Consider the following 18,805-nt stretch of genomic DNA (forward strand, 5'->3'; position numbering starts at 1 on the left):
GGATTAGGTCTGGGGCTTGATGCGGCGCAGGGCGCTCATCAGTGCGGCGATGGTGCCGAGGGCGGCGGCGGCGTAGAGCGCGGTCGCGCCGCCGCCGGGAGCGTGGTCTTCCAGCGCCATGGCGACGAGGATCGCGCCGAAGAGCTGGCCGAAGAGGCGGGAGGCCGCCTGCATGCCGCTGGCGGCGCCGGAACGTCCCTCGGGGGTGATCATGATGATCGCCTTGAGGTTCGGAGAGACGAAGGTGCCGAAGCCGCCGCCGGCCAGGGCGAGGCACAGGACGATCCAGACAGCGCCGGTGTGGCCGGCGATGGACAGGCCCAGGCCGAGCTGGCCCAGGGCCATCACTGCCAGACCGGCGGAACCGAGGCGCGATGGCGAGGCGGTGTTGAACAGCCAGCCGCTGCAGAACCCGCAAAGCGCCATGCAGATCGGTGAGACGGTCATCACCAGGCCGACCTGCTGGGTCGAGTAGCCCAGTTCGCCCTGAAGCAGGAAGGGGAGCGAGACCATGACGATGCTGGAGGCCGCGAAACCGCAGAGCGTCCCGGCCATGGTGAAGGAAAAGGGCGGAATCTTCAGCAGGTCGACGGGGATGATCGGATTGCGCTTGCCGCGTTCCAGCCGGATCTGCAGGGCGCCAAGGGCCAGGCCAGCCAGCAGAACACCGGCCCAAGGCAAGCGTGTCGTCCCGCGCAGGATGCCGTCCAGCCCGATGCCCAGCAGGCCGAAGGTGAAGACGCTGATCAGGGCGATCTTCCAGTCAAATCGCTCTCCGCTGCCCTGCGAATGGGGGAGTACGCTGCGCGAGATCCACCAGGCGACGACGCCGAAGGGCAGGATCATCAGGAACAGCCATTGCCAGTCGGCAAAGAGCAGAACGAAGGCGGCGAGGGAAGGCGCCGCCATGGCACAGATCTGCGAGGTCAGCGTGCCCAGGCCGACGCCTCGGCCGACAAGCTTGCGCGGGAAGATCTGGCTGATGGAGGAGACATAGACGCTCTGGATCGCGGCAGAGCCGATGCCCTGCAGGGCACGGCCCAGCAGCAGCTGTTCGAACCCGGCGGAGAACCCGCAGATCGCGGTGCCGGCGACGAAGGCTGTCAGGCCGATCAGGTAGATCGGACGATAGCCGATCTGGTCGGCCAGCGAGGACAGGGGCAGCAGCACGACGATCAGCGCCAGCTGGTAAATGTTGATGACCCAGATCGCATCGGAATCGCTGACACCAAGATGCTGGGCGATGGTCGGCAATGCGATATTGGCGATGGTGCCCATCACCACCGAAAGGTTGAACGCGATCAGAACAGCAGAGATCGCGAAGGTCCGCGTAGGTTGGGGAAGCCCGTCGGCAATGGGTGTGTGCGCGCTGCGTGCGGCGCCGATTTCGGGGTCTGTGTCCAGGGTACTCATGCGGCGGCCTCCTCGGGCGACTTGTCCGAGGGCGGGGGGAAGGCAGGGCGTTGGCCGGACCAGCCGCAGGCGGCCTCGATGGCATGGGCCACACGCAAAAGCGTCGGCTCGTCGAAATGGGTTGCGGCCAGCTGCACGCCAAGGGGCAAGCCCTCGTCGTCCCGCCCCGTGGGCAGGCTCAGTGCGGGATGGCCGGTGATGTTGAAGGTGGTGGTGCGGCCGAATTCGGTCATCGCGGGTTTCGGTTCATAGGGCACCGCACCGCCGGACGTGGTGACGGTCAGAAGCACGTCGATATCCGCCAGAACCTCGCTCACCTCGCGGGTCACCTCGGCGCGCAGTTTCTGGGCCTGGATGTATTCCAGTGCCGAAACCCCGATGGCTGGCAGGAAGCTCTGGCGCAGGGTGCGGGTGTCGGGGCCGCTGTCGGCACGCAGGTGATGGGCGTGAGAGGCCAGTCCCTCGACGCCGATGATGGCTCCGGCACAGGTGGAAATGCGTGCGTAGTCCGGCATCTTCACTTCGACGAGGGTGGCGCCGAGATCGGTCAGCAACTGCCGGATCCGGGCCAGCTCTCGGCGCATCTGCGCCGTGATGGGCATGTATTCGTCGAAGGCCGGATCGAAGCCCACCCGCAGCCCTGCTATGCCCCGGCCCAGTCCGGCGCCGAAATCGGGCACTGGGACATCGGCACAGTCGGGGTCGTCTGGGTCGTATGCGGTGATCACCTGCATGCCGACCGCCATGTCGGTCACATCGCCGGTCAGCAGGCCCGCATGATCACAGGAGGGCGCAAAGGGGTAGATCCCGTTGCGGCTGAGCCGTCCGAAGGTGGGTTTCAGCCCCACGGTGCCGCAGGCGGCGGCAGGAAGGCGAATCGACCCGCCGGTGTCGCTGCCGGTCGCGATGCGCAGCATGCCGGTGGCCACCGCCACGCCGGACCCGGAGGAGGAGCCCGGCGTTACCCGCGATGTGTTCCAGGGGTTCGCGGCAGGGGGGAAGGGGACGTGATCGGTGCGGTCCCCGATGGCGAATTCGTAGGTGTTCAACTTGCCCAGAAGGACGCCGCCGCCTTCGGCCATGCGGCGGGAGACGAAGCTGTCGGTCGTGGGGACGTTGTCTTGCAGCAGGAAAGAGCCGCAGGTCGTTCGGATCCCGGCCGTGTCGTAGATGTCCTTCACGCCATAGGGGATGCCCTGCAACGGACCGCGGTCGATCCCGGCGGCGAAATCGGCATCTGCGGCACGGGCCTGGTCCAGCGCCAGCTCGGGCGTGAGGGTGATGAAGGCGTGGACACTGTCTTCCCAGAGCGCGACCTGAGCCAGGGCGGCTTCGGTCAGCTGTACCGAGGTCAGGCGGCCAGCGCGCAGCGCGGCCCCCGCCTCGGCAATGGAAAGCGTCGACGGAGAGGGGCAGGAGGAGGGGGAAGTCATTCGCGTACCGGCGTGGCGGGGTGGAAGGTGAAAGCGGGCAACAGGCCTTCGGGCGCCACGGCAGCCGCACGGGCGCGGTTGCGGGTCTCGAAGGCGGTCACGAGGTCTGCCAGTTCTTCGGGTGGAACGGTGATCCCCGCGCGGGCTGCGGCCGCCAGCAGGGCCGCTTCTGCGTTTCGGTCGGGATCAGTCATGTCAGTCCTCGGGTCGTCTTGGTCTTGGGGATTGGGGTAAGTGCCTGAAAATGGGCCCACCTGTGGATGCGGCGGGCCCGAAACGTCTTATTCGGCGGGGGTGTAGATTGCCTTCATCGGGTCGAAGTCACCCTTGATCAGGCCGCGCTTGGTCATGATGTCGTACCACCACTGGACGTCCTGGGGTTCGACGTCGCCCTTGATCTTGGAGTAGGGGGTGTTCATCACCATGTCCTCGGGCAGGCCGGTGGCGACCAGCATTTCCTTGTGGCCCGCTTCGGGATTGTCGATCAGCCACTGGGTCGCTTCGGCCATCGCTGCCTGGAAGGCGGCGATCTCTTTCGGGTGGGCATCGGCCCAGGTCCGCGAGGTGCCCCAGGAGTTGATCATCACCGGCTGTTCCAGCGCCTGACCGATGTCGCCCACCAGCTCAGCACCGCTTGCGGCCATGACGTTTTCAAGGAAGGGCGAGGCGACGATGCCCGCATCGATGCGGCCCGCCTTCAGGAAGTCCGCCAGGTTCGACAGCGGCACCTTGACCATGTTGACCTTGTCGGTGTCGGCGCCGTTGAACTCCATCCAGTTGCGGAAGAAGATCTCGAACGCGCCGGAGGTGACGATCATGCCGAAGGTCTTGCCTTCCAGGTCCGATGCCGTTTCGATCCCGCTGTCGGGCTTGGCGAAGATGCCCCACTTGTGCTCGGAGGGCAGAACGGCGCCGCCGTAGATCAGCACGATGTCCATGCCCGCCTCTTGCGAGGTCAGCGCGGTATCCGGCGGAATGACCGAGGCGTCGAGAGAACCCGACATGATCATTGCAGGGGCCGAGCTGCCAGCGGGCAGGGTGACCAGTTCCACGTCGAGACCGTGTTTCTCGAAGAAGCCCTGAGACACGGCTGCCTGCAGGTTGGTGAAGTCCGGCGACGGCGTGGTGCGGACGCGCATCGTCATCAGATCTTCGGCATTGACGGATCCGGCGCCGAGGGCGGCAACCAGACCAGCGAGGGCAAGGCCCTTGCGGAAGGAGTTGAGCATTGAGAATTCCCTTTCTGGACTTTGTAGTTGGTTGGTTTTGGAGGAGGTTCAGCGCTTCACGTTCCAGGCCAGCAACCTGCGTTCCGCGAAGTTCAGGAGGGCCGTGGTGATCAGAGCGATGACGCAGATCAGCACGATGCCGGCAAAGACCTGGGGCGCCCGGAACATCTGCGCCTGGTAGAAGATGTACTGGCCCAGCCCGTCCTTGGTGGCCATGTACTCGCCCAGCGTCGCCACGATCAGCGAGATCGTCATGGAAATCCGCGAGGCCGCGAAGATGTCCGGCATGGCCGAGGGCAGGTGGATCTTCCAGAAGCTCTGGACCTTGTTGAAGCCCAGGACCTTCGCCACCTCGCGGTGCCGCGGCTCGATGTTGGAAAACGCGTGCACCGAGGCAAGCAGGGTCGGCCAGCCGGCGGCGAAGCAGATGGTGAACATCACCATCGCCTCGCTCAGGCCGAAGATCGACAGGCTGACGGGCAGGATCGCGGTGGCGGGGATCGGGCGCAGCAGTTCCAGCGTGGGGGCCAGAAAGCGGCGGATGCCCGGGGACATGCCGATGATGCTGCCCAGCAGGATCCCCAGCAGGGAAGCCAGGAACCAGCCTTCGAACATCCGCAGGGCGGTGGCGCCCGTCAGACGCAGCAGGTCATCGGCCTCCAGCCCGTCACGGATCGTTTCCCAGACCTGGACTGGGCCGGGCAGCACGTAGGAGGGCAGCATCCCTGTTACGTTCACGCGGTGCCACAGGAAGACGAGGAAGATCGTCATCGCGAAGCTTCCGCAAAGCCAGAAGATGCGTGTCTTGTTCAGCATGGCGCGGACCTCAGGATTTCGAATTGGAAAGCTGGTAGCGCCAGAGCAGGCGCGTTTCGGCCAGCTCGACGAGGGTGTTCATGGCCCAGCCGAGGAAGGCGATCCACAGCAGGTAGGCGAACATCACGTCCGGGTGCAGACCTTCCTGGGCGCGCATCATCGCGTTGCCCACACCGCGCGGGTTAGAGATGATTTCGACCGAGACGGCGCCCAGAAGAGCAAAGCCCATGGCCATGCGGAAGCCCACCAGAATGCGCGGCAGCATCGCCGGAAGCAGGACTTTCACCACCGAGGCAATGGGGCCCAGGCCCAGGACACGGGTCACTTCCAGCAGGCGCGGCTCGATCTGACGTACGGCAGAGCGTGACAGGATGAAGTTGGGCCAGAAGGTCCCGATGGCGACCGAGGTCAGCTCCAGCTTCAGGCCGATGCCCACCAGCATGATCAGCATCGGGATCAGGACGACGAAAGGGATGGTCCGCAGGGTTTCCATCGTCACTTCCATGATCTGATCCAGCGGCTTGAACAGGCCCATCAGCATGCCGGTGATGATGCCGATGACGGATCCGATCGCCAGGCCCAGGAGGGCAGCCCCCAGGGTCTGGCCGGTGGCGGCGAAGACCCGGCCGCTGATCAGCTCGTTCCACAGTGCGGCGGCGATCTGGCTGGGCGGAGCGAAGGCGAAGGTGTTGTAGTCGTCCGAAAGGCGCATCCAGAGCTCCAGCAGCACCAACACGGTCACCGGCACGGCAAGCCCGGTGGCGATGACCTTCGCGCGGGAAGGGGCTGCGCTCATTGTTCCGCCCTTTCGATGAATTCGAAGAGCTCGCGGCGCAGGCGGATGAATTCGGGATGTTCGCGCGTCGTCAGTTGATCACGGGGGCGCGGCAGCTCGACGTCGTAGATCTTGCCGATGCGGCCCGGGTTCGCCAGAAGGCCGACGATGCGGTCGCCAAGATAGATCGCTTCCTCAAGATCGTGGGTCACGAAAAAGACCGTGGTACCGGTGTCTCGGACGATCTTCAGCATCTCGTCCTGCAGCGCCTGACGGGTCATCGCATCCAGCGCCCCGAAAGGTTCATCCATCAGCAAGACCTTGGGGTTCTGTGCCAGGCAGCGGGCGATCTGCAGGCGCTGTTGCATGCCGCCAGACATCTCGCCGGGGTACTTTTCGGCGCTGTTGCCCAGGCCGGTCATTTCCAGCAATTCGCGGATCCGGGCGGGGCGTTGCGCTTTCGGCATACCCGTCGCTTCCATCGCCAGTTCAATGTTGCGGGCAGCGGTGCGCCACGGCAGCAGCGCCTTGCCATAGTCCTGAAAGACCACGGCGATGTCGGGGCGCGGTCTGCGCAGCTCGTGGCCGTCCAGAAGGACCTTGCCGTTTTCGGGCTGCAGCAGCGCCGCGATCAGGCGTAGCAGGGTGGTCTTGCCGCTGCCGGACGGGCCGACAACGCAGACGACTTCGCCGGCTTTCATGTCGAGGCTCAGATCCTCGAGGATCGTCTTGCCACCCAGGACGACGGTGCTGCGCCAGATCCGTATCAGCGCTTTCAGGGCGTCATCGGGGTTGGCGGCCGAAATGGCGGGCTGGCTCTGGGAGTGGATATCGAGAGCTTCGGTCATCTGTTCCTCGTTTGTCACGAAGAGCACTCAGCATAACCTAATGAGGTTTGTTAATAACGAAATATATTCGGGAAGGGATAAAATCATGCTGTCGCTCGAATTTGCCTAAGATATGCGCAAAGTCTCTTAGTGTCGGCTTGACTGAGGTGATGACAGTGGGTCCCGGTCTCAGTCTCCCGAGAATGCGGGCAGCCGAAGCGCCATGTAATTCGTTCACTGCGAATAATCTGATCGGAAACTGAGGTAAGTTGCTTGCCCAATCCGCCTCCGTGGTCCTACAACCGTCGGCGAGCAGGAAGACGCAGGAGACAGAGACATGGGTGACAGCCCGGCCCCCAAGGCGACCGAGGCCGCGACATCAAAGCGCGGGATCCAGTCCATCGACACTGCCGGGCGCATCCTGAAGGGGATGATCGGCTCTCCACGTCCGCTGATGCTGAAAGAGTTGTCGGACATGACTGGTCTGCCGGGTGGTCAGTTGCATGCCTACCTGGTCAGCCTGAAAGAGTTGGGCCTGGTCGAGCAGGAGACAGGGCAGGGCCGCTACCTGTTGGGGCCCTTCGCCCTCACACTGGGTGCGGCCCGGATGCGCAGCTTCGATCCACTCAACCGCGCCTCGAACGACCTACAGAACATCGCCCGTGATAACGCCTTGCTGATGACACTCAGCGTCTGGGACTTCGAGCGCCCGGCCATTGTGCAGGTGCATCGCGGCACCTTCGATATCCAGGTTCCGCTCTATCCCGGCGGGACGCATCGCCTGTTGACCAGCGCGGCGGGGATGCTGTTCTCGGCCTACCTGCCGGAAGATATCATTGCCAGCGGCATCCGCGAAGAGCTGCGCAGCGGATATCGCGCGGCGCACCACAGCCTGCCGACCACCTTCGAGGAATGGCAGGCCGCAGCCGAGCGCATCCGGGCACAGGGCTATGCGAGCCTGGAAGACAGTCCGCACATCGGTCTGAACGCGGCGTCTTTCCCGGTGATCGACTTCAATGGGCGACTGCAATTCACCTTCACCGCCATGGGCTTCTCGTCCGAGTTTGGCCTGTCGCCGGACAACCGTCTGATGCAGATGTTGCTTAAAGAGAGCCAGCGCATGTCGGCGGAGCTGGGATGGGCCGGTCGTTAACAGGGTCTCTTTTGCACAAACCGGTCGATGGCCGAGACCTACCCTTCCCCAGACGGAGGTATCCCACAACTTCCGTGATAGGTATGCCGAGCGCTATGTAGCTGTTGAGGGCTGCAGTTGCGAATATCAGGGGGACTTCATTGATGCCCGATGAAGTGGTGAGTCTGGGCATGTTGCGAGTGTGTCAGGTGCGCAGATGGACCCAATCTCTGTGTTCCCAATGTCGTCTCAAGTCATTGAATTTGTTGCGTCCGCGCTTGATATGTTCTCACAATAACTCGTTGTTCTTGTGTTGTTCGAACGATCCTCCCCGGTGCGCCACTTCCCGAAACAGCCAGCTGAGATCATTCGGACACCTTCCGATCTTGCAACTCGGTGTCTGCTGATTTTGGATTTTCCGTTCCCGATATGATGTCCTGAAGGGCCGCGCTCTGGCCGTAGCGCGAGGCCTCGCCTTGCGCTTCATATCCCGGGATCACGATCCGTTGCTCGGCCTTCGCGCGGGGCTCCTTTGATGTCGAAGCTCTGGGTTTCCTCCGCGCGGGCCGGACTGCCGTGTGAGCGGCGCTAATGATCTTGTTGCAGGGAATGGGCCGCTGGCCAGATTGACCGGCCTGCCCGCAAGCCGCATACTCCCCGCGATTTCAGGTGCCGCAGGAAGCTGCGGAGAATAGGGAATCCGGTGAGGGACAACCGTGTTGGACCAAATCCGGAGCTGCCCCCGCAACTGTAAGCGGAGAGTCTCCCCGAAAGACCACTGGTGCGACAGGCGCCGGGAAGGTCGGGAGAGGCACTGATCCGCGAAGCCAGGAGACCTGCCTGAAACGCTCACCTGTTCCGATCGCGGGGTGCGTATCGGGCGCGGCTTCTTCCGTAATGGTGACATTCCGCGGGTCCTGCCTGGTGCAGGGCCTTTTCCTGCACGGCATTCGGGCGCGGCCCGGTGTCATCCGAAGAGGTATGTCATGACGGCACATGATTCCAAGATCATCCCTGAAACCCCCAAACGCAAAGCGCCTTACCGGGCAGATCATGTCGGCTCGCTCCTGCGGCCCGAACCTGTGCGAGAGCTCCGCGAACGCGGCATCTTCGACGAGGAACTGACCTGCGTCGAGGACATGGCAGTCCGCGATCTGGTGAAGCTGCAAAAGGAAGCCGGACTGCATGTCTTCACGGATGGAGAGGTGCGCCGTGCCTTCTGGCACTATGACTTCATGGGCATGCTGACCGGGCTGGACATGAAACCGTCCAGCCGGAGCCTTCCCTTCAAGACCGAATACAAGACCCCACCGATCGAGGCGCATCTGACCGGGCCGCTCGACTTCCCCGAAGATCACCCGATGCTGCGCCACTACACCTTCCTGGCGGAGCAGTTGTCCCCCGGCGACGGCATTCCCAAGATTTCCATCCCCGGCCCCTCGGCCTGCCATTTCCGGATGGAAGCGGAGAACATCGAATATGAGCCCTATCGGGATCAGGAACTGATGTTCCATGATATCGCCCAGACCTATCGCAAGGCCGTGCAGGCCTTCTACGACGTGGGCTGCCGCTACCTGCAACTGGATGACATCTTCTTTGCCTACCTGGGCGACCCCAAGCAACGCGAGCAGCGTCGTGCCATGGGGCAGGATCCGGACGAACTGGTGATGAAATATGCCTGGATGCTGGAGGAGGCGATCAAGGACCGCCCCGATGACCTGATCATCGGCATGCACATGTGCCGGGGCAATTTCCGCTCGTCCCATGTGGCCGAAGGCGGCTATCACTTTGCGGCCGATGCGATCTTCAACACGACCTCTGTCGATGTCTATCTGATGGAGTACGACACCGAGCGCGCAGGCGGGCTGGAGCCGCTGGCCAAGCTGCCCAAGGGGAACAAGCGGGTCATGCCCGGCTTCATAACCACCAAGCATGGCGAGCTGGAAAGCATGGACTGGATCAAGTCCAAGTACGACGAGGCTTCGAAATACGTCGATATCGATCAGCTGGGGGTCGCCCCGCAGTGTGGTTTCTCCTCGACCGAACACGGCAACAACATCACCGTGGATGACGAGAAGCGGAAGCTGGAGCTGGTGGTCAAGGTCGCCGAAGAGATCTGGAACGAAGTCTGAGGTCATGACCATGAAGATCCTGAAGGCGGCCGCTTTTGCGGCCTCTCTCGGTGTGCCTGCCGGGCTGTGCGCCGAGACGCTGAAGTTCGCCCATTTCGTACCGCCCACCCACACGCTGACAGCTGCGATCGTCGATCCGCTGACCGAAGGGGTGGCCGACGCCGGTCTGGTGATCGAGACCTATCCCGGTGGCAAGCTGGGCGCTGGACCTGCCGAGCAATATGTCCGTGCGGTTCAGGGTGTCGCCGATATCGTCTGGGGCTTGCCGGGATATACCTCCTCGCAATTTCCGCTGACCATGCTGACCGAATTGCCCGGTGCCTTGCCTGCGGGCATGACGGGCGCTGACATGCTGTGGAACGGCTGGGATGCCGGGGTGATCCGCAGGGAGTTCCCGGCGACCACGCCGCTCGCGCTGTGGACGGCAGAAGCCTCGGTCCTGATCCTGCGCGACAGGGTCGTTCGCAGGCCCGAGGATCTCTCCGGTCTGAAGATCCGCGTCTCGGGCTCGATCACCGGGGAGGTCGTCCGGGCGCTTGGGGCGACGCCGGTGCAGATGCCGGCGGGGGACGTCTACAATGCGCTGCAGACCGGGCTGATCGACGGCGTGATCATGGGCTCCAGCGGGATTTCGGACTTCAAGCTGGACGAGGTTCTGAGCCATGTCACCCTCGGCATTCCGCTCGGCAATCAAGGGTTCTACGTGGTGGCCAACTCCCGCCGCATCGATGCCCTGCCTGAAAGGGAACGCGCGGCGCTTGATGCGGCATCCGGTCGGGATCTTTCCCGCCACGCCGAGGCGCTGTGGAATGCCAGGGGCGAGGCCGCGATCGCGGATCTGCGAAACCGGGCCGACGGGATCGTGACGGATCTGACGGAAGACGAGGCAGCAGCCTTCCGGGCGGTACTTGCACCGTTCACCAGGGAAAAGCTCGAAGAGCTTGGCGCGTCCGAAGCCCTCGCCGTGATGCAGGGGGGCGAATGACCGCCCCTGCCTTGGTGCGCGCGATTGATCGGGGGGTGGGCGGTCTCGCCCACCTCGCCGGTGCGGGGTCTGCGCTGTCCATCCTCTTGCTGACACTACTGCTCTTTGCCGATGTCGCCGGGCGGGCCCTGGGCGTGCCGCTCTTCGGCGCGCAGGACCTGGCGGAAATGGTCATGGTCCTCGCGACCTTCGGTGCGGTTGCCATGCTGGAACGGCAGGATGCCCAGATCCGGGTGGAGCTTTTGCGCCCCGCTCTTCCTTCGCTGATCAATGGCGCCATGGACAGGTTCACTTCGGCCCTTGCGGCCCTGATCTATGGCGCCCTTGCCTGGACGCTGGCAGAGGCTGCGGCGCTGTCCTCGATGCTGTCCCTGTCGACCAACATCCTGGGCTTGCCGCGTGCACCCTTCCAGTACCTGCTGGCAGCCATGGCGGTCATCGCTGCGTTGTCCGCCATGGCACGCGCCTGCTTCGGGGGCGAAGGGCCAGGGAGGCCCCGGAATGAGTGACGCTATGACCGGCCTGGTGGGGCTGTCCCTGCTGGTGCTCATGATCCTGCTGCGCGTCCCCGTGGCCCTGGCCATGTTCAGCGTCGGGCTTGGTGGGATCTGGATACTCTCGGGGCCACAGGCCGCCTTCAGCCTCCTTGCCTCGGAGACCTTCACCCTTGCCTCCAAGTTCGACCTGATCGTCATCCCGCTGTTCATCCTGATGGGCACGCTGGCAAGCCGCACCGGCCTCAGCGCGGCGCTCTATACGGCTGCCTATTCCCTCGTCGGCAGGTTCAGGGGCGGGTTGGCGATGGCGACACTGCTGGGCTGCGGCGCTTTCGCGGCGCTGTCGGGGTCTTCGATCGCTTCGGCCCTGACGATGGGCAGGGTCTCCCTCGCGGAGATGGACCGCTATGGCTATGCGCCTGGTCTGTCGACCGCCTCGGTGGCCGCAGGGGGGACGCTTGGCATCCTCATACCGCCATCGACCGGCTTTGTCCTTTACGCCTTGCTGACTGAACAGAGCATAGGGCGCCTGTTCCTGGCGGGCGTGGTGCCGGGGCTTCTGCTGCTCGGGCTGTTCATCCTGACGGTGGCGCTGTTCTGTCGTCTCGATCCGGCAGCCGGACCGTCAGGCAGGGCTTTTGATCGGCAGGAACGTTTCCGCGCGATCATCGGCGCGCTGCCCGTGCTTGGGGTTGTCGTTGTCACCCTGGGCGGTCTCTATGGCGGGGTCTTTTCGCCGACGGAGGCCGCGGCGGTGGGGGCCGGGCTCTTGCTCATCCTCGGCACGGCGTCGCGCAGGCTTTCTCTGCGTGAGCTATGGGAGGCCCTGCGGGACAGCGCAGGCACCTCGGCCAGCCTGATGCTGATCGTGATCGGGGCACACCTGGTCAACCCGTTCCTGGCACTTAGTCACGTTCCGCAGGTCGTGGGCGATGCGATGGCCGGCAGTGGCCTGCCTCGACTGGCGATCCTTGGCCTTATCCTGCTGAGCTACCTTGTCCTTGGCATGGTGATGGATGGGCTTGCCATGTTGGTTCTGACGCTGCCCGTGTTCTTCCCGGTAATCATGACGTTGGGCTTCGATCCGGTCTGGTTCGGCGTGATGGTCATGATCGTGCTGGAAATGGGGCTTCTGTCGCCGCCGGTCGGTATGAATGTCTTCATCGTCCATTCGGTCGCGAGAGACGTGCCTCAGTCCACCATCTTCCGGGGCGTCTTGCCGTTCTGGGGCGCGATGTGCCTGAGCCTTCTCGTGCTGGTTCTATGGCCCGGGCTGGCGACGTTCTTGCCCGGCAGGCTGATGGATGGGTGACGCAATTCCGCAAAGGCGCTTCGCCGGGGCCGCGCGGTGATGCCAAGGCGATCTGGGGCCGCGAATGGCGCATTCGGCAGGTGCGGCGCCTGATCGGCCCACGCTCCAACAGGCTGAAGCGCACTCTGTGATGCGGGCGCTGCGCAGAGAGGGGCGGAGCTATCTTGGCGGCACTGCGCTAGGGTTGACCCGCCTCTGCCTCCGTCAGGTGTCAGGATGGCTAGATCGCGCGCGACCGGCTTTCCTGCGGTGTCTGCCCGAAGGTGCGTCGGTAGGCCGTAGCGAAATTTGCGGGCGATGCATAGTGCGCGATGTGGGCCGCCTGGGCTACGCTGACCCCGTCTTCTGCCAGCGCACGTCGTGCCAGGCGCAGCCGCTCTGCTCTCAGATATGCGCTTGGGCTCATCCCGAACTGCTGCTTGAATAGCCGCTGCAGCGAGCGCCGATTGCGGCCAAGCGCCGCTTCCATGGCGTCCAGGGACAGGTCTTCAGCGAGGTGATCCAGGATATAGAGGCGTAGCTTGTCGGCGAGGGTCGAAGGCGTGGTCGCCGCGCCTTTTCGATGACTGTCAGAGGCGGCTTCTTCCAGGGCGCGGCGCAACACTTCGAGCCCGCGGCTCATACGGAAGAGACCGCGTTGTGCCGGGTCTTCCGCTTCAGGCGGGCGGATGATCAGGCTGGCAAGGCGGCAGATCTCGGGGCCCGGGCGCCAGGTTCGGATATCGAGATGGTTGTGCATCGTATGTGCCGGGCTGCCGCAGTCGCGGTCGGGCATCTCATCCAGCCAGGTGCAGGGCATCGCCAGGGAGATCTTGCGCAACGGCGCCCCCTGCGAGACCTGGTATCGCAGTTGCGTGGGCACCTCGATCCGCATCATCATCGCGGCAGGTCGTCTGCGGGCATCCAGTTCGACCGGCTGTCCGTCGAGCGTGAAGTGTTGATAGCCCGAAAGCAGGATCAGCAGCTGGAACTTGGGGAGCACATCGTCCGGCGTCGGATTCTCGACCGCAAGCACCACCTGGTCCAGTACGCCGATCCTCAGGTCTCCGGGAAACTGTTCTACGCTCATCCTGTCCGTCCTGCAGAGCCCCATTCAGGCGAAAAGTGTCGTTGTCGCAAAGATCATAGTCGCAGCCGAAAACGTCAGTTCGCTGGACCCAAAGCCCTGTCTAGTTTATCTGACAAAAATAATCAAGAAAGGCGACATGGCTCTGACTGGGATCTGCCATGGCCTGCGAGAGACGGGATAGACAGATGACAGACATGCGGATGACCCGCGCCGGAGTGGTTCCGGTGCGGCAGGGAGTTCTGTGGGCGGCATTGCTGGCCACGACGGCGATCACGGCGCCCATGGCCTGCGCCCAGGAGGTGACGACGCTTGCGCCGATCCTGGTCGAGGCCTCCGACGAGGAAGCCGGTGGTCCGGTCGAGGGATACACAGCCAAGCAGAGCAGTTCGGCCACCAAGTCGGACACGGCGCTGGCGGAAACCCCGGTGACGGTTTCGGTCGTCACGGCCGAGCTGATCGAGGACCAGGCGGCCAATTCCGTGGCCGAAGCGCTGCGCTACGTGCCGGGCACCTTCTCGGAATACCGCGGGACCTCCAACCTGCATGACGAGACCTCGCTCCGGGGCTTCGGTGACCGCGCCTTCGCCACCAAGTACCTGGACGGTCTGCTCATGGGGCAGGCCTCCATGGGCCAGCTTGATCCCTACTACCTGGAGCGGGTCGAAGTGGTGAAGGGCCCGGCCTCGCTGACCTACGGACAGGTCGTGCCCGGCGGCGTCATCGCGCAGTTCTCTAAACTGCCGAAGGAGCAGGGGGGCAACGAGCTGGTCATGGGCTTCGGCTCGGATGGCTACCAACGGCTCAGCGCCGACCTTCAGGGCGACCTCAACGAAGAGGGCACCGCGCGCTATCGCCTCGTGACCTCGGCCTGGACCAAGAACCTGCAGGGCGATTTCGACCAGAGCCGCTTCCTGTTGGCGCCCTCGGTCACCGTGGATATTTCGGAGGCCACCAGCCTGACCCTGAACGCGCTCTACCAGAATGAGCCCGATGCAGGGTATCGCGGTTTCATGCCTCTTTCCGGCACGCTTGAGCCGACGTCGAGCGGATATCTGATCCCGCAGGATTTCGTCAGCTTCGCGCCCGATTTCGACAAGACGACCCGGGAGACCTTCGCGCTCGGCTACCAATTCGATCATGAATTCGACAATGGCCTGAGCCTGCATCACCGCGCCCGCGCCACTCAGATCGACGCGACGCAGCGCGGTGCGACGCTGTGGTCGTCCAGCACCTCTGACGGATACACCTTCCCGATTTATGTCTTCGAAAACACCGAGGAGCTGAGCCAGGTGTCGGCCGATACCTACCTGGAAGGCGACTTGCTGACAGGTGCCGTCGATCATCACGTCGTGGCGGGCTTCGACTACAGCTGGTCCGAGCTGAACTCGACCTATGCCCGCGACGATGGCAGCACGCTGACGTTCGACTTTTCGACCATGAACTACGTCAGCTATGCCGATGCGACCTCGGTCACGCTGGATGCCTATACTTCGACCACCGACACCACCATGCAGCAGACAGGCGTCTACCTGCAGGACCAGATGAGCCTCGGAAACTGGAACTTCCTGCTCGGCGGGCGCTATGACTGGGTCGAGACCAGCATCGCGGAGACCTATGCGGCGAGCTGGGGCAGCGGGTCTTCGGACGACACCTATACGCAGGAGGCCTTCTCGGGCCGGGCAGCGCTGTCCTATGAGTTCGGCAACGGGCTGATGTCCTATGTCAGCTACTCGACCAGCTTCGAACCGGTGACCGAGCTGGACGACAACGGCGATGCGAGCTTCGATCCGACCACCGGCAAGCAATGGGAACTGGGCGCGAAGTGGCTTTCACCGAATGGTAATGTGATGTTGTCCGCCGCTCTCTTCGATATCACCAAGCAGAACATCGTCGAAACGGTGGACCTGGGCGGCGGGCTGAGCGAAAGCCAGCAGGTCGGTCAGATCTCCTCCCAGGGGATCGAGCTTGAGGCCCATGCAAAGCTGAGCGAACGGCTCAGCATCGTGGGCGGCTACTACAAGGCGGATCCGCGTTACGATACCGGCGACTACGAAGGCAACCAGATGCATATCGTGCCGCTGGAAGGCGCCTCGCTTTGGGTGAAATACGGGGTCAGCCAACATGTCGACGCCAGCCTGGGCATTCGCCACGTTGGCAAGAGCTGGGGCGACCAAGAGAACACCGTGACGGTGCCGGCCTACACCTTGGTCGACCTTGGCCTGACGGCGGACCTGGCGATGATCGGTCTCGACGGAATGAGCGCGCAGCTCAACATCCAGAACCTGGCGGACAAGCGCTATGTCACCTCCTGCGCCTTCGGCAACTACTGCTGGCTGGGTGAAGGGCGTACCGTGCAGGCCAATCTGACCTACCAGTGGTGACACCTTGTTTCGCAAGATCATGACCCTGCTTCCGGCGCTGTTCTTCGGCGCCGGTCTCTCCCATGCCGAGGCCCCGCAGCCGGGCGAGATGCGCGTCCTCGGTCCCGCAGCCGCCTTGGCGCCATTGGAGCTGCCCGCCGGAAGCTACGTGGTCGCCCGGCTCAGCGCAGCGCATCCCGTGGTGTTGGACCTGATGACCCCGGACGGCCCCTATCGGCGGCTGGTCTATGGCGCTGCGGGGCAAAGGGCCCTGCATTTCGTGCTGCCGGACGGTCCCGCCTGGCTGAAGATTTGGGGCGGCCCGGCCGAGCTGACCTTTGACCGGATCCTTCCACCTGCGGCGCAGCCCGCCGAGGCGCCAAGGGTCTGGCCGCTGGCCAGGGCCGGCGCACTGCAAAGCCCCACCCTGCGGGCGCTTGCCGAGGGCCTGGCCGCCGGTGACGACACGGCGGCCTTCTGGAAGGCGCGGGCCGCGGAGGGGACGCCGATGGTCGAACCCGGCCCTACTCCTGACACCCGGATCGTCACCTTCCTCTGGCGCGGTGCGGCGCGCAACGCGCGGCTGGTCGGCGGCCCTGCGAATGATCACATCTGGATGCAGAAGCTCGGCGACAGCGACATCTGGTTCACCAGCTTCGAGGTGCCCGACAGCCTGCGGCTTTCCTACCAGATCGCCCCGGACATTCCGCAGGTCGAGGGCAGTTTCCGTGACAAGCGGGTGGCGCTGCTTGCGACCCTGCAGGCCGATCCGCTGAACCGCCAGCCGGTCTGGCCGAAGGGAGTGGACCGTTTCAATCAGATGTCCTCCATCGCGCTGGACAACGCACCCTTGCAGCCCGGCATAGACGGCCCCCTGCCGGAGGCGCGTGGGCGGATGGAGACCCTTCGCTTCACCTCCGATGCGCTCGGCAACAGCCGCGACCTGCAGCTTTACCATCCCCCGGAGGGCGCCGGGGGGAGGCCGCTGGTGCTGGTGGTCTTCGACGGCGAACGTTTCACAGATGCCCGCGCGCCGATCCCTCAGGTGCTCGACCGGCTGATCGCCGCGGGGCGTCTGCCGCCTGTGCACGCGATCTTCGTCTCCTCGATCGACAGCGCGACCCGCTCTGCCGAACTTCCCTTCAACGCAACCTTTGCCCGGGTGTTGGCCGAGGAGATCCTGCCGCTGGCCGAGGCGCGCTTCGGCCTGGCCCATGATCGCGCCCGCACGGTCCTGAGCGGTGCCAGTTATGGGGGACTCGCCTCTGCCTGGATTGCCCATGAGCAGCCGGAGGCCTTCGGCGCCTTCATCTCGATGTCCGGGTCCTTCTGGGCCGCGCCCGAGGGGGCGCAGGTAGAGGGCGTCTACCTTTCGCATCTTTATCGTGACGCCCCGCGTCCGGACCTGCGTGCCTGGCTTTCTGCAGGGATCTACGAAACCGGGCTGGATGGCGACTATGGCATCTTCGGCCCAAGCCGGAACCTGTGCGAAACCCTGGCCTCGCAGGGAGCGGAGGTGCACTTCAGGGCTTATGCCGGAGGCCATGACTACCTGGTCTGGCGCGGGGCCCTGGCCGAGGGTCTTCTGGCGCTTTTCGGTCTGTAAGACGGGTGCCCGAAATAACCGTAGACGCTCGCTCACTTGCTCGGTGCCAGAAGCTGGCGCCGGAGTTGGGAGATAACGGTTCCGGCCCGAGCGACAGCAGAAAGATAGAGCTGCGGGAAACCGTCGCGGAGCCGGCGCATTCCTTGCATGAAGCACTAAAAAGGTAGGCGGCAAATAAGGCCGGTCAGACTGGTTGACGCTGCGCTTGCGTTGACAATCCTTATTGTAATTGTCAGGATTGCGACTACCCAATCGCACTGATCCGCTTTCTCATGACGCCTCCGATGCCCATCCACAGTTCGGCACCGCCTGCATTCCGCCCTCGCATGGAGGCGCGGACGACTGCGTTGCGGACCGTTGCTCCATTGCGGTTTCGGCCGCTGTCCGGCGCGGTGGCGGATCTCTGGCGCGTTGCCGGGGATGTCGGGGCTGGCGGATACTATCGCTCTCCGGACCCGCGATTGGTGGTGTTCTTAGGGGCAAAGCCGCCGCAGATGAGCTTCAGGACAGGCCAGTCGTCGGCCCCGGAACGCGCCGGTGTGCGGGCCTTCTTCGTGCCGGCGGGCCAACCGCTCTGGGTCAGGCTTCTGCAGGCAGAGACCTTTGCGCATGTGGATTTGCACCTCGATGCGCTCTCTTTGCGGCGCCGTCTTGCGCTGTCGGGCGGCGGGGCGCCGCCGGGGGATGTCATCTTCGCAGATGACAGCAAGGAGCTGACGGTTCTGGCGGCCATGGCCGCGGCGGAAATTGAGCAGCCGTCCCGGGGCGAAGTGTTCCTGGACGGCCTCTTCCAGGCGCTTCTGGGCGTGCTCTTGCCGCCGGAACAGGACGCCGGGGCCGTGCTTGCCACGGGGCTGCGTCCCCACCAGATCAGGCTTTTGAATGAGCATGTGGCGGCGCACCTCGATCAGCCGCTCGGCCTGGCAGAGCTGGCGCAGCTGGTGGGGCTTTCCGAAAGCTGGTTCAGCAGGGTCTTCAAGCAAAGTGTCGGGATGACGCCGAAACGGTGGATCGCGCAGCGCCGGATAGAGGCCGCGCAGGATATGATGATCCAGGGGCATCAACCCCTGGCGGAGATCGCCCTGGCAACCGGGTTCTCCGATCAGGCGCATCTTTCGCGCGTCTTCAGGCAGGCGGTCGGAATGCCGCCGTCACGTTGGCGGACGCGACACATGACGCCAAGCCTGTCTTGATTTCTTCAACTGCACGGCGGTTTTCG

Annotated in this window: 16 protein-coding genes and 1 riboswitch; of the genes, 8 read left to right on the top strand and 8 right to left on the bottom strand. The window is 64.2% G+C overall.

Going from position 1 to position 18,805, the window contains the following annotated elements; all coding sequences use genetic code 11:
- Positions 1-3: 3 nt before the first annotated feature.
- The 7 genes from AC2IR1_RS05180 to AC2IR1_RS05210 form a co-directional block, all read right to left on the bottom strand.
- The gene (locus AC2IR1_RS05180; protein ID WP_486475212.1) at positions 4-1,413 is read right to left on the bottom strand and encodes an MFS transporter; all 1,410 of its coding nucleotides are present in this window, start codon (positions 1,411-1,413) and stop codon (positions 4-6) included.
- Entirely contained in the window at positions 1,410-2,846 is a 1,437-nt protein-coding gene (locus AC2IR1_RS05185; protein ID WP_486475213.1) for an amidase, read from the bottom strand. The genes AC2IR1_RS05180 and AC2IR1_RS05185 overlap by 4 nt, the downstream gene beginning before the upstream one ends.
- Entirely contained in the window at positions 2,843-3,040 is a 198-nt protein-coding gene (locus AC2IR1_RS05190; RefSeq protein ID WP_486475214.1) for a hypothetical protein, read from the bottom strand. Before AC2IR1_RS05190 ends, AC2IR1_RS05185 begins: the two co-directional genes overlap by 4 nt.
- Positions 3,041-3,127: 87 nt before the next feature.
- Positions 3,128-4,075: an ABC transporter substrate-binding protein gene (locus AC2IR1_RS05195; RefSeq protein WP_486475215.1), complete on the bottom strand. Its 948-nt coding sequence runs from the start codon at positions 4,073-4,075 to the stop codon at positions 3,128-3,130.
- 48 nt (positions 4,076-4,123) lie between these two features.
- Complete coding sequence (locus tag AC2IR1_RS05200; RefSeq protein ID WP_486475216.1) at positions 4,124-4,891, bottom strand: ABC transporter permease; 768 nt, start codon at positions 4,889-4,891, stop codon at positions 4,124-4,126.
- 10 nt (positions 4,892-4,901) lie between these two features.
- On the bottom strand, positions 4,902-5,687 hold the full coding sequence (locus AC2IR1_RS05205; protein WP_486475217.1) for an ABC transporter permease: 786 nt from the start codon (positions 5,685-5,687) through the stop codon (positions 4,902-4,904).
- Positions 5,684-6,514, bottom strand: coding sequence for an ABC transporter ATP-binding protein (locus AC2IR1_RS05210; protein ID WP_486475218.1), 831 nt, complete (start codon positions 6,512-6,514; stop codon positions 5,684-5,686). Before AC2IR1_RS05210 ends, AC2IR1_RS05205 begins: the two co-directional genes overlap by 4 nt.
- Before the next feature lie 316 nt (positions 6,515-6,830).
- Here AC2IR1_RS05210 and AC2IR1_RS05215 point away from each other — a divergent pair, with 316 nt between their 5' ends.
- From AC2IR1_RS05215 to AC2IR1_RS05235, 5 genes are all read left to right on the top strand, one after another.
- Positions 6,831-7,646 (top strand): IclR family transcriptional regulator, encoded by an 816-nt coding sequence (locus tag AC2IR1_RS05215; protein ID WP_486475219.1) that lies wholly within the window; start codon positions 6,831-6,833, stop codon positions 7,644-7,646.
- 629 nt (positions 7,647-8,275) lie between these two features.
- Positions 8,276-8,483: riboswitch (cobalamin riboswitch) on the top strand.
- 128 nt (positions 8,484-8,611) lie between these two features.
- Positions 8,612-9,757: a 5-methyltetrahydropteroyltriglutamate--homocysteine S-methyltransferase gene (locus AC2IR1_RS05220; RefSeq protein ID WP_486475220.1), complete on the top strand. Its 1,146-nt coding sequence runs from the start codon at positions 8,612-8,614 to the stop codon at positions 9,755-9,757.
- Positions 9,758-9,761: 4 nt separating this feature from the next.
- The gene (locus AC2IR1_RS05225; RefSeq protein ID WP_486475221.1) at positions 9,762-10,742 is read left to right on the top strand and encodes a TRAP transporter substrate-binding protein; all 981 of its coding nucleotides are present in this window, start codon (positions 9,762-9,764) and stop codon (positions 10,740-10,742) included.
- Positions 10,739-11,251, top strand: coding sequence for a TRAP transporter small permease (locus tag AC2IR1_RS05230; RefSeq protein ID WP_486475222.1), 513 nt, complete (start codon positions 10,739-10,741; stop codon positions 11,249-11,251). Before AC2IR1_RS05225 ends, AC2IR1_RS05230 begins: the two co-directional genes overlap by 4 nt.
- Positions 11,244-12,551, top strand: a complete 1,308-nt coding sequence (locus tag AC2IR1_RS05235) for a TRAP transporter large permease (RefSeq protein ID WP_486475223.1) — start codon at positions 11,244-11,246, stop codon at positions 12,549-12,551. Before AC2IR1_RS05230 ends, AC2IR1_RS05235 begins: the two co-directional genes overlap by 8 nt.
- Before the next feature lie 220 nt (positions 12,552-12,771).
- On the opposite strand, the gene AC2IR1_RS05240 is transcribed toward AC2IR1_RS05235, so the two are convergent.
- Complete coding sequence (locus AC2IR1_RS05240) at positions 12,772-13,620, bottom strand: helix-turn-helix transcriptional regulator (protein WP_486475224.1); 849 nt, start codon at positions 13,618-13,620, stop codon at positions 12,772-12,774.
- Positions 13,621-13,805: 185 nt separating this feature from the next.
- On the opposite strand from AC2IR1_RS05240, the gene AC2IR1_RS05245 reads away from it, so the two are divergent.
- The 3 genes from AC2IR1_RS05245 to AC2IR1_RS05255 all read left to right on the top strand — a co-directional run bounded on the left by AC2IR1_RS05245 (position 13,806) and on the right by AC2IR1_RS05255 (position 18,779).
- Positions 13,806-16,001: a TonB-dependent siderophore receptor gene (locus AC2IR1_RS05245; RefSeq protein WP_486475225.1), complete on the top strand. Its 2,196-nt coding sequence runs from the start codon at positions 13,806-13,808 to the stop codon at positions 15,999-16,001.
- A gap of 4 nt (positions 16,002-16,005) precedes the next feature.
- Positions 16,006-17,586, top strand: a complete 1,581-nt coding sequence (locus AC2IR1_RS05250; RefSeq protein ID WP_486475226.1) for an alpha/beta hydrolase-fold protein — start codon at positions 16,006-16,008, stop codon at positions 17,584-17,586.
- A gap of 494 nt (positions 17,587-18,080) precedes the next feature.
- The gene (locus tag AC2IR1_RS05255; RefSeq protein WP_486475227.1) at positions 18,081-18,779 is read left to right on the top strand and encodes a helix-turn-helix domain-containing protein; all 699 of its coding nucleotides are present in this window, start codon (positions 18,081-18,083) and stop codon (positions 18,777-18,779) included.
- The last annotated feature ends 26 nt before the right edge of the window (positions 18,780-18,805 follow it).

It is taken from the genome of Pseudooceanicola sp. NS-SX8 (assembly GCF_057380755.1).